This is a genomic window from Massilia sp. YIM B02763, from assembly GCF_030412015.1.
In the GTDB taxonomy this organism is placed as follows: Bacteria; Pseudomonadota; Gammaproteobacteria; order Burkholderiales; family Burkholderiaceae_D; genus Telluria.
The window spans coordinates 1-13,315 of record NZ_JASNRD010000035.1 but is presented as its reverse complement, the minus strand read 5'-3'; the positions used below and the strand labels follow the sequence as shown (position 1 = coordinate 13,315).

The window sequence follows — 13,315 nt, the reverse complement described above, 5'->3', positions numbered from 1 at the left end:
CGTTCAGCGTCGCTCGCGCCACCACAACCCCAGCATCGCGAGCGCGAACGCCACGCCGAACGGCCATGCGGGCAGGCTGCGCGTGCCCGGCGCGGTGGCCTGCGGCGTGCGCGCCGCATAGCGCGCCGTGGCGTCGCGCCGCTCGCTGCGCTGCCACAGCGGCCAGTCGCGCTCCCCATACACGTACACCTGGCCTGCGACCGGCTCCGCTGCCTGCGCCTGTGTCTGCGTATCCATGCGCAGCCAGCCCGTCCGCCGCGGCCATACGGCCACGCAGGACGCGTCGGCCTGTTCAGCGCGGCGCTGCCAGGCGAGCGCCTGGTGCAGGTCGGGGAAGGCGACGTCGCCCTCTACCCCTTGCGCGCACACGGCCAGGCGCTGGCGCGGCAGCGGCATCTCCTGCGGCGCCAGCCAGGCGACGTCGCGCTCGCGCTGCACGCGCAGGCGGTCGAGCACGTCCTGCCACCACAGCGCGAGCTGGCGCGGCTGGCTGATGGCATAGCGGTGCCAATCGCCGGCGCCCAGCCAGGCGATCCTTCCGCGTTGCCAGTCGCGCGTCCACAGGCCGTCGGCGCCCGTCCATTCGCCCCGGGTCGCCGCGTTCGGCGCCAGCGCGGCGGACGTCATCGGCAGCACGGTGCCGACCGTCCTGTCGGCCGGCTGCGGCGCCAGGCCCAGGCCGACGCTGCGCGACCAGAGGCCGGCATCCTGGGCATTCGCCCCCAGCACCAGCAGCGCGGATCCCTGCGCCACGCGCGCCAGTACGGCCTGGCGGCCGGCCTCGCCGGCGCGCTCGAACCAGGCGGCGTCGACGATCTCCAGGTCGGGCCGCGCGACGTCCTCGCGCGCCGTCTCGGCACGGTCCAGGTTCTTGCCCAGCGCGACCTGCCAGTCGATCAGCGCATGGCTGCCGGCGAGCAGGTCGTCCAGCACGCGCAGGTCGAACGACGGCGCGCCGAAGCGGCCGCGCACCTGCAGCGGCAAGGGCTCGCGCACGACGACGGGCACCGGGCCCTCGTCGACGACCTTGCCGGCGGCGTCGAGCAGGCGCGCGCGCAGCACCAGCGTCTCGGCCAGCGGCGGCAGCCATTGCACGGCCAGCCGGCCCTCTCCCTGCGCTTGCGCCAGCACCTGGCCGTTCTCGGCCAGCAGCTGCAGGCGGCCGGGCGCCTGCCAGGAACGCTCGAGCGCCAGCACGAACATGCGTCCCAGCGCGAGCTCGCGCGGGAAGTCGAGGCGGATGGCCGGCGTATCGGGCCGTTTCCATTCCAGCGGACGCGCCGGCAAATCCGCCCATTGGGCGGCGCGCAAGCCGTCGCCGTCCAGGCGCAGCGTGCGCACGCCGGCCAGCGAGGCCGGCGGCTCTCCGCTCGACACGGTCAACGTCGTCCCGGCCGTGCCGGGCAGCGCGAAGTCGCCGACGGTACCCGCCAGCGCGATGCCGGCGACCAGCGCCAGCACGGCGTCGGGCACACGCCGGCGCACGAGGCAGGCTGCCGCACTCAGGATGCCGATGACGACAGCGGCGATGGCGACGGGGTTCATTGCCCACCTCCCCGCAGCGCCTTCGCGAACGGCGTCTCGACGCGCGGCGCGGCCTGCAGCAGCACGGGCGCATCCTGCACGCCGCCGCGCAGCCAGGCGCGCAGCACGGGACGGGCATCGCGCTTGCCGTCGGCCACGTCCTGGATCGCGCGCTGGGCCGCCAGGCGCTCCTCGTCCCTGCCGATGCGCTCGCGCACCCAGTCGTGCGCGGTACGCGTCCACAAGGCCGGGAGCGGACCGTCGCCGCCCAGCGCCTGCACCAGGTCGCGCAGGCCGGCCGGCACGATGTCGTCCGCCTCGTCCTGCTTGCGCCGGTAGCTCTTCGTATCGGCCATGTCGCCGCTCATGCGCTTGTCTTCCTTGATGGCGGGCGGCGTGAACGCCGTCTTGTGCAGGTAGATGCGTTCGGACTGCTGCAATTCCTTGATCGCCTCCAGCGCCTTGTGCTCGGGCGGCAGCGCCGTCTTCGGAGTAATCGCGCGCAGCGCCTTTTCCGCATCCCACATGGCGACGAGCGCGCGCCGCAGGATTTTCTTGGTGGCGTCGTCGAACAGCGTCGCGTTCTCGGCCTGGTCGTGCGCATGGCCGAATTCATGCAGCACGTCCTGCTTGCCGTGGCCTTCCGCGCCGTGGTCGTCATGCTCCTCTTCGCCGAACAGCGTCGATTCTTCGCCCAGGAACTGGCCGTAGCGGCGCCGCAGCGCGGCCTGGTCGGAAGCGATCGATTCGCTGCGCTCGCGCACCTCGGCATCCCTGAGCTTCCTGTCGCGCATGTCGGCCACCAGCTGCTCCGTGTCGATGATCACCTGGCGCTGGCTGCGCAGGCTTTCCGGCTTGACGAGCATCGGCAGCGCCGACGTCTCCTCTTCCTCCTCGGACGGCGGCGCCGGCAGGCGCAGCGTGTAGGTCGGCGACTGCACCGTGTGCGGCTTGGCCGCGTTGTCGGCGGCGCGCACGAAGAAGTACAGCTCGTCGCCCGGCTCCATGCCCAGGTCGGCCAGCGCCCAGTTGCGGCTCCAGGTGCGCCGGCGCGGATCGTTCGAGACGGGCAGCGGCAGTTCGCGGTCGCTGAAGCGGATGTTCTCGCCGCTGCCGCGCGCCAGCGTCAGGTGCAGGGTCGCCTGCACGATGCGGTAGTCGTCGCGCACCTCCACGGCGATGGCCGTGTCCTTCGCATCGCGCGGCAAGTCCTTGACCATCTCGTTCGGTTGCGTGACCGTGATCTCGGGCGCGCCGTCCGGGATCACCTTCAAGGTGTAGCGCGCGCCGCGCCAGCGCCAGAACACGGATTCGGTGGCGGTCCATCGTGCGCATTCCCGGCCCGCCTGCAACTGCCCGCCGTCGCTCAGTTCGATGGTTTCCGGCGCCGCCCGCGGGTCCTTCAGGCACCATGCGACGGCCGTCTGCTCGGGCGCCTGCAGGTCGCGCGGCGCGTTGGTCGTCTTGTCCACGCCCGTGTAGCGCGGCGGCGTCAGCGTCACCGTCAGCTCCGCGCGCGCCGCCGCTTCCGCCGCGGACGGGCCGCCGGCGCCGGCCGCGGTCCCCTGCGCTGCCTGCGGATGCTGCAGCGCGTTCGCGCCCCAGGCCAGGCCGGCCAGCAGCACGCTGCCGGCCAGCCAGGGCAGGCCGAAGCGCACGTGCGCGAAGGCGATGGCGCGCAGGCGCCGCGGCGGCAGCGCGGCATCGAGGCGCTCGAGCAGGCGTTGCCGCTGCAGGCGGGCGAGCGGAGACTCGGCATGCACGAGCAGGCCGGCGCTGTCTTCCATCTCGGGCACGGCGGCGTCGATCCAGCCCGTCCAGCCCTGCGCTACCTGGCGCTGCACGCGCAAGCCATCCCAGGCGCAGAACGCCGTCCAGGCCAGCAGCCCCGGCGCCGAGCGCAGCGCGAGCCAGGGCACGCTGCCGGCCGCCCACATGGCGCCGCGGCGCAGCAGGGCGGCACGCCACAGCCGGCGGGCGGGTTCAGCGTCGGCGGACATGGGTCAGGATCCTCTCGAGGGCAAACAGGACGACGAGCAGCAGCGCCAGCCGGTCGCGCAATGCGCCGGATGCCGTGCCGGCAGGCGCGGACGCATCGGGCGCCAGCGCCTGGGCCGGCATCGCATACGGCCGCACGCCGGCGTGCAGGCGCTGCCAGTCGGCGACCAGGGTGCGGGCCGCGTCGGCGTCGCGCGGCGGCCAGGCGGTATTGCTCCACAGGCGGCCGCGCGGGCTGTCGGCGTAATGCAGACCGCCTGCCTGCGGCGCCTGTGCCAGCTCGGGGAAGGCGGCGGCGTTCGCGACGAGCCACAGCGGCGCGCGCAGCTGCGCGGGCGGCGCTTCCGGCACGTCCCACACGACCAGTTCCGTGCGCGCGCCCGGCTGAGCATCGACGACCACGCGCAGCGGGCCGTCCAGCGCCGCGAACAGGCGGCGCCATGCGTCGGGGCGCTTGCTGAAGATGGCGACGTGGCGCTCGACGGCTGGCGCGGGTGCCGGTGCGGTACGCAGCACGACCGGATGGCGGAAACGGGGCAGCGCGGCCGGCATGGCGGCATCGCCCACCACGAGCAGGCGCGCCTCCGGCTTGAATTCGCGCTCGTGGGCATGGATCCAGGCGCTCGCGTCGCGGTCCGGCAGGGCCAGGCGCGCCGCATCGGCGAAGCCCGCGGCCTGCGCTTCCTTGTCCACGGCCGCCGCCGCGCTGCCTGGCACCACCAGCACCGTATCGCCGCGCCAGGGCAGCACCAGGTCGGCCAGCAGGGCGATGAGCGTGGCCAGCAGCAGGCAGCGCAGCAGCAGGAGCAAGGGATCGCTCCAGCGCCACACGCGCCGCTGCAGCGGTTCGGTCTTCGGCAGGAAGCGTGCCGTCGCAAGCGGCAGCGCCTGCGTCTGTTCGCGCTTCTTGCGGTGCCACAGGACCGGCAGCAGCAGGACGGGCAGCGCCCACCACCACAGCGATGCGTTCATCTTCCGCCTCCCCGCAACGATGGACGCAGCAGCGTGCGCAGCACGTCGCCCGGCGGCTGCTCGATGCGGGCCTGGACGAACGGCAGGTCGTGGCGGCGGCACTGCAGCGCCACCGTGTCGAAGTGGGCGGCGCGGTTGCGCAGGTAGCCGGCGCGCAGGTCGCGGCCGAAGCGCACCATGCTCTCATCGCCCTCGGGATCCCGGTACGAGGACGCGGTGTCGAATGCGCCGTCGACCTCGGCCTGGGTCTGCAGGCATACGGCGCGCACGTCGTGGCGCATGCTGCGCAGGCGGATCAAGGCTTCCGACAAGGGCGACGGCCAGTCGAGGAAATCGCCGGCCACGCACACGACGCCGGGCGAGCGGGTGAAATGCAGGCTGGCGCGCAGGGTGTCGCTGCCGGGCAGGCGGCCGTCTGCCTGCGTCGCTTCCAGCCGCGCCAGCACGCGCTGCAGCTGGCGCGGTCCGCGCGCGGCCGGCGTGAAGTGGGCGTGCTCGCCCTGGCACACGACGAGGCCGAACGCGTCGCCCTGGCGCTGGGCGATGGCGCCCACGCAGGCCAGCAGCAACCGGGCGTACCCCAGCTTGTTCAATCCGTCGATGCTGCGGCTGGGCTCCAGCATCGATGCGGTGGCGTCCAGCACCAGCCAGACGGCGACGTGGCTGTCGCGCTCGGCCTCGCGCACGAAATAGCGGTCGGCCCTGGCCAGCAGTTTCCAGTCGACCCGGCGCCACTCGTCGCCGGGCGCGTAGGCGCGGTATTCGGAAAACTCGACGCCGGCCCCGCGCTCGCGCCCGACGTGGATGCCATGGCCGAGTCCCGCCAGCACGTGGCGCACGGCCAGCGACAGTTTGGTGGTATGGGCGGCCAGCGCCGCGCTTGCCGACACCTGGCCTACTCGGCGCGCACGCCGGCGGACAGCGCGGCCAGGACGTCGGCGATGGCGATGCCGTCCGCTTCCGCCTCGAAGTTGCGCAGCACGCGGTGCGCCAGCACGGGCAGCAGCATGGCCTGGATGTCGTCGCGCGTCACGGCCAGGCGGCCGTGCATCAGCGCCCTTGCCTTCGCTGCGAGCACCAGGGCCTGGCCGGCACGCGGGCCGGCGCCCCAGCCGATGTGCTTGCGCACGGCTTCCACGGGCGAGTCGCCCGGGCGGGTCGCGCGCACCAGGCGCGTCGCGTAGCGCAGCATGGGCTCGGCGATCTCGATGTCGCGCACCAGCTGCTGCAGGCGCAGCAAGGCCTGCAAGTCCATCGCCGGTGTCGCGTCGCGCAGGCCCGCGTGGGTGGTGGCGCCGACCATCGCGATCTCCTCGTCCTCGCTCGGGTAGTCGACGTCGATGCGCAGCAGGAAGCGGTCGAGCTGGGCCTCGGGCAGCGGATAGGTGCCCGCCTGTTCGAGCGGGTTCTGCGTGGCCAGCACGAAGAACGGCTGCGGCAGCTTGTGCGTCTGGCCGGCGAAGGTGACGGAGCGTTCCTGCATCGCCTCCAGCAGCGCCGACTGGGTCTTGGGCGGGGCGCGGTTGATCTCGTCGGCCAGCAGCACCTGGGTGAACACGGGGCCCGGCTGGAAGCGGAACACGCGCTGGCGGGTGGCCTGGTCTTCTTCCAGGATCTCGGTGCCGACGATATCCGACGGCATCAGGTCGGGCGTGAACTGCACGCGGCGGAACTGCATGTCGGTGGCCTGGGCCAGCGATTTCACCAGCAGCGTCTTGCCCAGCCCCGGCACGCCTTCGACCAGCGCGTGGCCGCCGCCCAGCAGGCAGGTGACCAGCAGGTCGATCACGTCCTTCTGGCCGATGATCACGCGGCCCATGCTTTCCTTGAGCGCGCCGACCTTGGCCACCAGGTCGGCGATCTCGTTTTCAGTCCATGCCTGTGCTTCTGCCACGTTGCATTTCTCCTTCTTATGCCCCCAGGGCATATTGAATGATGTTGACGGCGAACCGCGTGTTGTCGACCGCCAGCCAGCGCTTGTTGCGGAAGTCGTAGTCCCACTCGCAGCCGTAGTCCTTGTTCGAGTACAGCACGCCGATGCGCTTGCCCACTTCGATGCCGCGCAGGTACTCGTGCACCAGGTCGTCGCCCCAGCCGTTCAATTCGACCGCCGTGTTGGGCGGCCCGTCGAAATGGAAGAAGCTCGAATACAGGCGGTGGTTGTTCGGGATCTTCCGCATCGCATGCATGCCGAAGATGCGCGACATCTCGGCCTCGAAGGACTTGGCGAACAGGCCGTCGATGTCGTGGTTGCAGTCGTCGACGAACACGAAGCCGCCGCCCTTCACGTAGCGCTCGAAGTTCTTCCGTTCGGCCGGCGTGAACTGCACCAGCTTGTGCCCGGCCAGGTAGCAGAACGGCGCTTCCAGCATCTTCGGGTCCGACAGGGCGATCACGCGCTCGGCCGGATCGACGCGCAGCGTGGTGTACTCGACCAGCGAATTCAGCACGTTGCTGGGCATGCGCTGGTCCACGTCCCAGTCGCCGGATTCGTACATCAGCCGCGTGAAATAGAAATCGAAGGTGGCCATCGAATCGTGTGCTTACACCGCGTCCGACAAGGACGTGAAATTGAAGTCGCGGATCCGCATCGGCGGGATCACCAGCTGGAACCGTCCTTCGTCGCCGCCCAGGATCACCGGCTTGCCGAGTTCGTCCACGTTGTTGAGCATGGTGATCGGACTCTCGTTGAAGCGGAAGTTCTTGATCGGGTACTTGATCTTGCCGTTCTCGACGTAGAAGGTGCCGTCGCGCGTCAGGCCCGTCAGCAGCACGGATTGCGGGTCGACCATGCGGATATACCAGGTGCGGGTGACGAGGATGCCCTTCTTCGTGCCGGCGATCAGCTCCTCCAGCGACTTGCCGCCGCCGCCCATGATGATGTTGCCGTGGCGCGCGGTCGGGCGCACGCCCTGCTTCTGTGCCCAGAACTGCGAATAGTCGAGCGAGGCGACCTTGCCGTTCTTGATGAGGTCCGTGCGCTGGCGCGCCAGCATCGATTGCGCATCCCAGGGGCTGACCGGGACGTCCTTGTCCCACGGGTCGGCCCACACGTTGACCTGCTCGTCGAACAGCTTCTCGCCCAGGCGGTTGCCGCCGCCCTTCTTCGCCAGGAAGCTGCGGCCCTCGTCGGCCTGGCGCGCGCCGAAGGCGCCGAACATGCGGCTCACCAGGTCGGACGTGGCGGCCGGCTCCAGGATCACGGTATAGCGGCCCGGCTCCAGCGCCTTCGCATCGACCGAGCGCAGCGCCTTCTCGATCGCCACGTCGGTCGCCTCGCGCGCATCGAAACGCTTGGCGTCGACCACGCCGCGCGTCACCCAGCCGGAACCGCGGCCATCCTCGGTGCGCGCCGTGCAGGTATAGCCCAGGTTCGTGTAGTCGCGGTGGCCGAACACGCCGCGCGAATTGGCGATGGTCTCGAAGCCCGTGACGTCGTTGAAGAAGCCGGCCGTCACCAGCTTGTTCTTGCGCCCCGCCAGGATCGCGTGCGACGCCACCTCGGCGCGGTAGTCGGGGTCGATGGCGGCCGTCGCGGCGAAATATTCGGTGCTGGCCTTGAAGTCCTGCTTGCCCGGCGCCGGCATGAACTCCGGGTTTTCCGGCGCCAGGCGCGCGATGTCCTCGGCGCGGCGCACGGCCTTTTCCAGCGACTTGTCGTCGAATTCGTTGATGGTGGCCGTGCCCTGGCGCTTGCCGAAGGCGACGGTCACGGTGAGGCGCCGGTCTTCGTTCAGGCCCGCCGTCGACACGCTGTTGCGCGCGAAGCGGATGTTGCCGGCGCGGCTGCCGGCGATGGTGACGCTGCATTCGTCGGCCTTGGAAAAGCCGAGCACGCGCTCGCAGATGGCGCGGGTGTCTTCCTGGTTCAGCTGTTTCATCGTGTCTCCTCGCCCTTGGCGCTCAGCCGATCTTGCGGCCCGTATTGATCACGTTGATGCCGTTGAAGCGCGTCGTCGACGCGCCGTGCGAGACGGCGCTCACCTGGCTAGGCTGGCCCTTGCCGTCGAAGAAGGAGCCGCTCATGCGCCAGTCGCGCTCGTCGCAGATCGCCGTGCAGGCGTTCCAGAAGTCCTGCGTGTTCGACTGGTAGGCGACGTCCTCCAGCATCTGGCCGATCTTGCCGTCCTTGATCTCGTAGTACAGCTGGCCGCCGAACTGGAAGTTGTAGCGCTGCTGGTCGATCGAGTAGGAGCCGCGGCCCAGCACGTAGATGCCGCGCTTGACGTCCTTGACCATCTCGTCGGGCGTCATGCGCTTGGCGCCCGGCTGCAGCGACACGTTGGGCATGCGCTGGAACTGCACGCTGCTCCAGCTGTCGGCGTACGAGCAGCCCTGCGATTCCTTTTCGCCGATGATGTGGGCCTGGTCGCGCGTGACCTGGTAGTTCACCAGGATGCCGTCCTTGACGATGTCCCAGCGCTTGGTCGGCACGCCCTCGTCGTCGTAGCCGACGGCGCCCAGCGAACCGGGCGTCGTCTTCTCGCCGACGAAGTTGACGATGTTCGAGCCGAACTTGAATTTCTTCGATTCCCACTTGTCCAGCGTGCAGAAGCTGGTGCCCGCGTAGTTGGCCTCGTAGCCCAGCACGCGGTCCAGTTCCGTCGGGTGGCCGACGGATTCGTGGATCGTCAGGAACAGGTTTTCCGGCGCGATCACGAGGTCGTACTTGCCCGGGTCGACGCTCTTGGCCGTGAGCTTCTCGCGTGCCTGGCGGCCCGCGTTCCGCGCTTCCTCGACGATGTCGTAGCCGCCCTTGTACAGTGTGGTCACGCCGCCGGCCGCGCGGATCTTGTGCTCGGGCTTCGCGTCGAAGTATTCGTAGCCCATCCCCACGGGCGGCGCCAGGCCGGCGCGCGAGCGGAACTTGCCGGTGGCCTTGTCGACGGCCGTCGCCGTGATCGGCGCCCACAGGCGGTGGATGTCCTGGTCGATATAGGAGCCGTCGGTCGAGGCGAAATACTTCTGCTGGTTGATCTGGAAGAGATTGGCCGTCATGAAGCTGGCGCCGGCATCCAGGCCCGCCTTGTTGGCGGCGGCCAGCATCTCGGCCTTCTCCTTGACGGGCACGGTGCGCCAGTCGCGCTTGATCGGCGTGGCCCAGGCCACTTCGCCCAAGCCCTTCTGCGGCGCCAGCTGCACGGGCTCCGTCTGCAGGCGCGCATTGGCCTTGGCGATCGCCACGGCCTGGCGCGCGGCATTGGCGACGGCGTCCGGGTTCAGGCTGTTGGTGGCGGCGAAGCCGTAGGCGCCGGACGCGATCACGCGCACACCCACGCCCGTCGACTCGGTATTCGTCACGCTCTCGACGTTCAGGTCGCGCGTGGTGATGTACTGGTTCAGGTAGCGCCCGATGCGCACGTCGCAGTAGGAGGCGCCGGCCTTTCTGGCGGCGTCCATGGCGGTGTCGGCGAGCGACTTCTTGACGCCGGCGGCCAGCGGCGCGAGCAGTTCCTCGGCCGCGATGGCGTTGCCGTGGACGGGGACCAGCATGGCGCCGGCCGTGCCGGCGCCGATTTTCAGGAAAGTACGGCGTTCCATCGTTCCTCCAATGCACCTGCCGTCCCCCCTGCGAAGGCAGGGGCCCAATCTTGTTGGTGTCGCACGAAAATTGGATCCCCGCCTGCGCGGGGACGACGGTGTTTTATATCGCGTCTGTCACACCGCGTCGGACAGCGACGTGAAGTTGAAGTCGCGTACCTTCATCGGCGGGATCGACATCTGGAACGGCACTTCGTCGCCCCCGATGATCACGGGCTTGCCGATCTCCTCGATGTTGTTGAGCATCGTGACGGGGCTTTCGTTGAAGCGGAAGTTCTTGATCGGGTACTTGATCTTGCCGTTCTCGATGTAGAAGGTGCCGTCGCGCGTCAGGCCCGTCAGCAGCACGGATTGCGGGTCGACCATGCGGATGTACCAGGTGCGCGTGACGAGGATGCCCTTCTTGGTGCTGGCGATCAGGTCGGCCGTGGTCTTGTCGGTGCCGGCCATGATGATATTGCCCGGCATCGCCGTCGGCTGCACGCCCTTCTTCTTGGCCCAGAACTGCGAGTACTGCAGCGCGTTCACTTTGCCGTTCTTGATCAGGTCCATGCGCTGGCGTGCCAGCAGGCTTTCCTGGTCCCAGGGCAGCACCGGCACGTCCGTGTTCCACGGGTCGGCCCAGACGTTGACCTTCTCGTCGAACAGCTTGTCGCCCAGGCGCGAGGCGCCGCCCTTCTTCGACAGGAAGCTGCGCCCTTCGTCCGTCTGGCGCGCGTTGAAGCCGAACAGCATGAAGCCGAGCAGCTCGGACGTGGCGGCCGGCTCCAGGATCACGGTGTAGCGGCCCGGCTCCAGCGCCTTGGCCTCGACCGAGCGCAGCGCCTTCTCGATCGCCACGTCGGCCGCTTCGCGCGGATCGAACCTGGCGGCGTCGGTGGCCGAGCGCTTGACCCAGCCGGAACCGCGGCCGTCCTCGGTGCGCACGGTGCAGGTGAAGTCCAGCATGGTCTGGTCCTGGTGGCCCCACACGCCCTTCGAGTTGGCCACGCTGGAGAACGAGGTGCCGTCGGTGAAGAAGCCTGCGGCCACCAGCTTGTTCTTGCGGCAGGCCTCGATCGCGTAGGCGGCGGCCTGGGCGCGGTACTCCGGGTCGATGGCCGCGGTCTTGGCGTTGAAGGTGGCGGACGGCTTGTAGTCCTGCTTGCCGACGGTCGGCATGAATTCCGGGTTTTCCGGCGCCAGGCGCGCCAGGTCTTCCGCGCGGCGCACGACTTTTTCCAGCGACTTGTCGTCGAATTCGTTGATGCTGGCCGTGCCCTGGCGGTTGCCGAAGGCGACCTGCACGGACACGGTGGTGTCTTCCGCCAGGCCGGCGGTGGAGACGGCGTTGCGGGCGAAGCGGATGTTGCCGTTGCGGCTGCCGCTGACGCCGACGATGCATTCGTCGGCCTTCGAGTACGACAGGACGCGGTCGCAAATGCGCTTGGTTTGTTCCTTGGTCAGGATGGTCATGTTCTGTCTTTCCGTGCCTTAGCCAATCTTGCGGGCGGTGTTGATGACGTTGATGCCGTTGAAGCGCGCGGTCGAGGAACCGTGCGAGACGATGCTGACCTGCGGAGGCTGGCCCTTGCCGTCGAAGAAGGAGCCGCCCATGCGCCAGTCGCGCTCGTCGCACAGCGCCGTGCAGGCGTTCCAGAAGTCCTGGGTATTCGACTGGTAGGCCACGTCTTCCAGCATCTGGCCGATCTTGCCGTCCTTGATCTCGTAGAACAGCTGGCCGCCGAACTGGAAGTTGTAGCGCTGCTGGTCGATCGAGAACGAGCCGTCGCCGACGATGTAGATGCCCTTCTTGATGTCCTTGACCATCTCGTCCGGCATCAGCTTCCTGGTGCCCGCCTGCAGCGACACGTTGGGCATGCGCTGGAACTGCACGTTGCTCCAGCTGTCCGCGTACGAGCAGCCGTCCGACTCGGTCTTGCCGATGATGTGGGCCTGGTCGCGCGTGGCCTGGTAGCTGACCAGGATGCCGTCCTTGATGATGTCCCAGCGCTTGCACTTGACGCCTTCGTCGTCGTAGCCGACGGCGCCCAGCGAACCCGGGGTGGTCTTGTCGGCCACGATGTTCACCAGCGGCGAGCCGTACTTGAAGTTCTTGCTCTGCCACTTGTCGAGCGTGGCGAAGCTGGTGCCGGCGTAGTTGGCCTCGTAGCCCAGCACGCGGTCCAGTTCCGTCGGGTGGCCCACGGACTCGTGGATCGTCAGCCACAGGTGCTCGGGCGAGAGCATCAGGTCGTACTTGCCCGGCGCGACGGACTTCGCCGTCAGCTTGCGCTTGGCGTCGCGGCCGGCCGCGCGCGCATCCTCGACGATGTCGTAGGAACCCGTGTACAGCGTGGCGACGCCGCCGGCGGCCTTGATCTTGTGCTCCGGCTTCGGCTCGAGGTATTCGTAGCCCATGCCGACGGGGTTCGACAGGCCGCCGCGCGAGCGGAACTTGCCGCTTGCCTTGTCGACGGCGGTGGCCGACATCGGCGCCCACAGGCGCTGGATGTCCTGGTCGATATAGGAGCCGTCGGTCGAGGCGAAGTACTTCTGCTGGTTCACCTGGAACAGCATCGACTGCATGAAGCTGGCGCCGCCGTCCATGCCGGCCTTGTTGGCGGCGATCAGCAGCTCGGCCTTGTCCTTGATGGGCACCGTCCTCCAGTCCTTCTTGACCGGGGTCGCCCACGACACCTCGCCCACGCCCTTCACCGGCGCCAGCTGCACCGGCTCCGACTGCAGCTTGGCGTTCGCCTTGGCGATCGCCACGGCCTGGCGCGCGGCGCCGGCGATGCCGTCCGGGGTCATGTCGCTGGTGGCGGCGAAACCGTAGGCGCCGCCGGCGATCACGCGCACGCCCACGCCGGCCGACTCGGTATTCGTCACGCTCTCGACATTCAGGTCGCGCGTGGTGATGTACTGGTTCAGGTAGCGCCCGATGCGCACGTCGCAATAGGTCGCGCCGGCCTTGGTGGCGGCATTCATCGCCACGTCGGCGAGCGCCTTCTTGGCGGTGACGGCCATCGGGTTGAGCAGTTCTTCGGCGACGATCGCGCGGCCGAACACGGGGACCAGCATCGACCCGAAAGCCAGGCCGCTGATGTTGAGGAAGGTACGGCGTTCCATAAGTCTCCTGAAATCACACTACGTCTTGGACAGCGGCCCGGCGGACGGGCCACACGTTCTTTTTACTGCGGTGCGCCAATGAAAACTGTTAAACAGTAGCAGCAAGTTATCGTTTTGAATAGGCAATCTTTAGGTTCTTCGCGGGGAATGGGGGAAGACGGAGTTGACG

Annotated in this window: 10 protein-coding genes; all 10 read right to left on the bottom strand. The window is 69.0% G+C overall.

The window, feature by feature from the left end:
* Window positions 1-3 precede the first annotated feature (3 nt).
* Window positions 4-1,545, bottom strand: a complete 1,542-nt coding sequence (locus QPK32_RS25235) for a hypothetical protein (protein ID WP_290415546.1) — start codon at window positions 1,543-1,545, stop codon at window positions 4-6.
* Window positions 1,542-3,524 carry a hypothetical protein gene (locus QPK32_RS25230; RefSeq protein ID WP_290415545.1) on the bottom strand — a complete coding sequence of 661 codons (1,983 nt, stop codon included), beginning with the start codon at window positions 3,522-3,524 and terminating at the stop codon, window positions 1,542-1,544. The genes QPK32_RS25235 and QPK32_RS25230 overlap by 4 nt, the downstream gene beginning before the upstream one ends.
* Window positions 3,508-4,494, bottom strand: coding sequence for a BatA domain-containing protein (locus tag QPK32_RS25225; RefSeq protein WP_290415544.1), 987 nt, complete (start codon window positions 4,492-4,494; stop codon window positions 3,508-3,510). Before QPK32_RS25225 ends, QPK32_RS25230 begins: the two co-directional genes overlap by 17 nt.
* Window positions 4,491-5,384 (bottom strand): DUF58 domain-containing protein, encoded by an 894-nt coding sequence (locus QPK32_RS25220; RefSeq protein ID WP_290415543.1) that lies wholly within the window; start codon window positions 5,382-5,384, stop codon window positions 4,491-4,493. The genes QPK32_RS25225 and QPK32_RS25220 overlap by 4 nt, the downstream gene beginning before the upstream one ends.
* Window positions 5,385-5,389: 5 nt before the next feature.
* Window positions 5,390-6,388, bottom strand: a complete 999-nt coding sequence (locus QPK32_RS25215; protein WP_290415542.1) for a MoxR family ATPase — start codon at window positions 6,386-6,388, stop codon at window positions 5,390-5,392.
* Window positions 6,389-6,404: 16 nt separating this feature from the next.
* Complete coding sequence (locus QPK32_RS25210) at window positions 6,405-7,025, bottom strand: DUF4159 domain-containing protein (protein WP_290415541.1); 621 nt, start codon at window positions 7,023-7,025, stop codon at window positions 6,405-6,407.
* Between the two features lie 12 nt (window positions 7,026-7,037).
* Complete coding sequence (locus QPK32_RS25205) at window positions 7,038-8,375, bottom strand: TldD/PmbA family protein (protein ID WP_290415540.1); 1,338 nt, start codon at window positions 8,373-8,375, stop codon at window positions 7,038-7,040.
* A 22-nt stretch (window positions 8,376-8,397) separates the two neighbouring features.
* Complete coding sequence (locus QPK32_RS25200; protein WP_290415539.1) at window positions 8,398-10,035, bottom strand: TldD/PmbA family protein; 1,638 nt, start codon at window positions 10,033-10,035, stop codon at window positions 8,398-8,400.
* A 117-nt stretch (window positions 10,036-10,152) separates the two neighbouring features.
* Window positions 10,153-11,490: a TldD/PmbA family protein gene (locus QPK32_RS25195; RefSeq protein WP_290415538.1), complete on the bottom strand. Its 1,338-nt coding sequence runs from the start codon at window positions 11,488-11,490 to the stop codon at window positions 10,153-10,155.
* Window positions 11,491-11,508: 18 nt separating this feature from the next.
* Complete coding sequence (locus QPK32_RS25190) at window positions 11,509-13,146, bottom strand: TldD/PmbA family protein (protein WP_290415537.1); 1,638 nt, start codon at window positions 13,144-13,146, stop codon at window positions 11,509-11,511.
* Window positions 13,147-13,315: the final 169 nt, after the last annotated feature.

What these genes read in the sequence shown, in the direction of transcription:
- QPK32_RS25210 (WP_290415541.1), bottom strand. Translation starts at nt 7,025, where the DNA reads ATGGCCACCTTCGATTTCTATTTCACGCGGCTGATGTACGAATCCGGC.
- QPK32_RS25195 (WP_290415538.1), bottom strand. Translation starts at nt 11,490, where the DNA reads ATGACCATCCTGACCAAGGAACAAACCAAGCGCATTTGCGACCGCGTC.
- QPK32_RS25190 (WP_290415537.1), bottom strand. Translation starts at nt 13,146, where the DNA reads ATGGAACGCCGTACCTTCCTCAACATCAGCGGCCTGGCTTTCGGGTCG.
- QPK32_RS25235 (WP_290415546.1), bottom strand. Translation starts at nt 1,545, where the DNA reads ATGAACCCCGTCGCCATCGCCGCTGTCGTCATCGGCATCCTGAGTGCG.
- QPK32_RS25230 (WP_290415545.1), bottom strand. Translation starts at nt 3,524, where the DNA reads ATGTCCGCCGACGCTGAACCCGCCCGCCGGCTGTGGCGTGCCGCCCTG.
- QPK32_RS25225 (WP_290415544.1), bottom strand. Translation starts at nt 4,494, where the DNA reads ATGAACGCATCGCTGTGGTGGTGGGCGCTGCCCGTCCTGCTGCTGCCG.
- QPK32_RS25200 (WP_290415539.1), bottom strand. Translation starts at nt 10,035, where the DNA reads ATGGAACGCCGTACTTTCCTGAAAATCGGCGCCGGCACGGCCGGCGCC.
- QPK32_RS25205 (WP_290415540.1), bottom strand. Translation starts at nt 8,375, where the DNA reads ATGAAACAGCTGAACCAGGAAGACACCCGCGCCATCTGCGAGCGCGTG.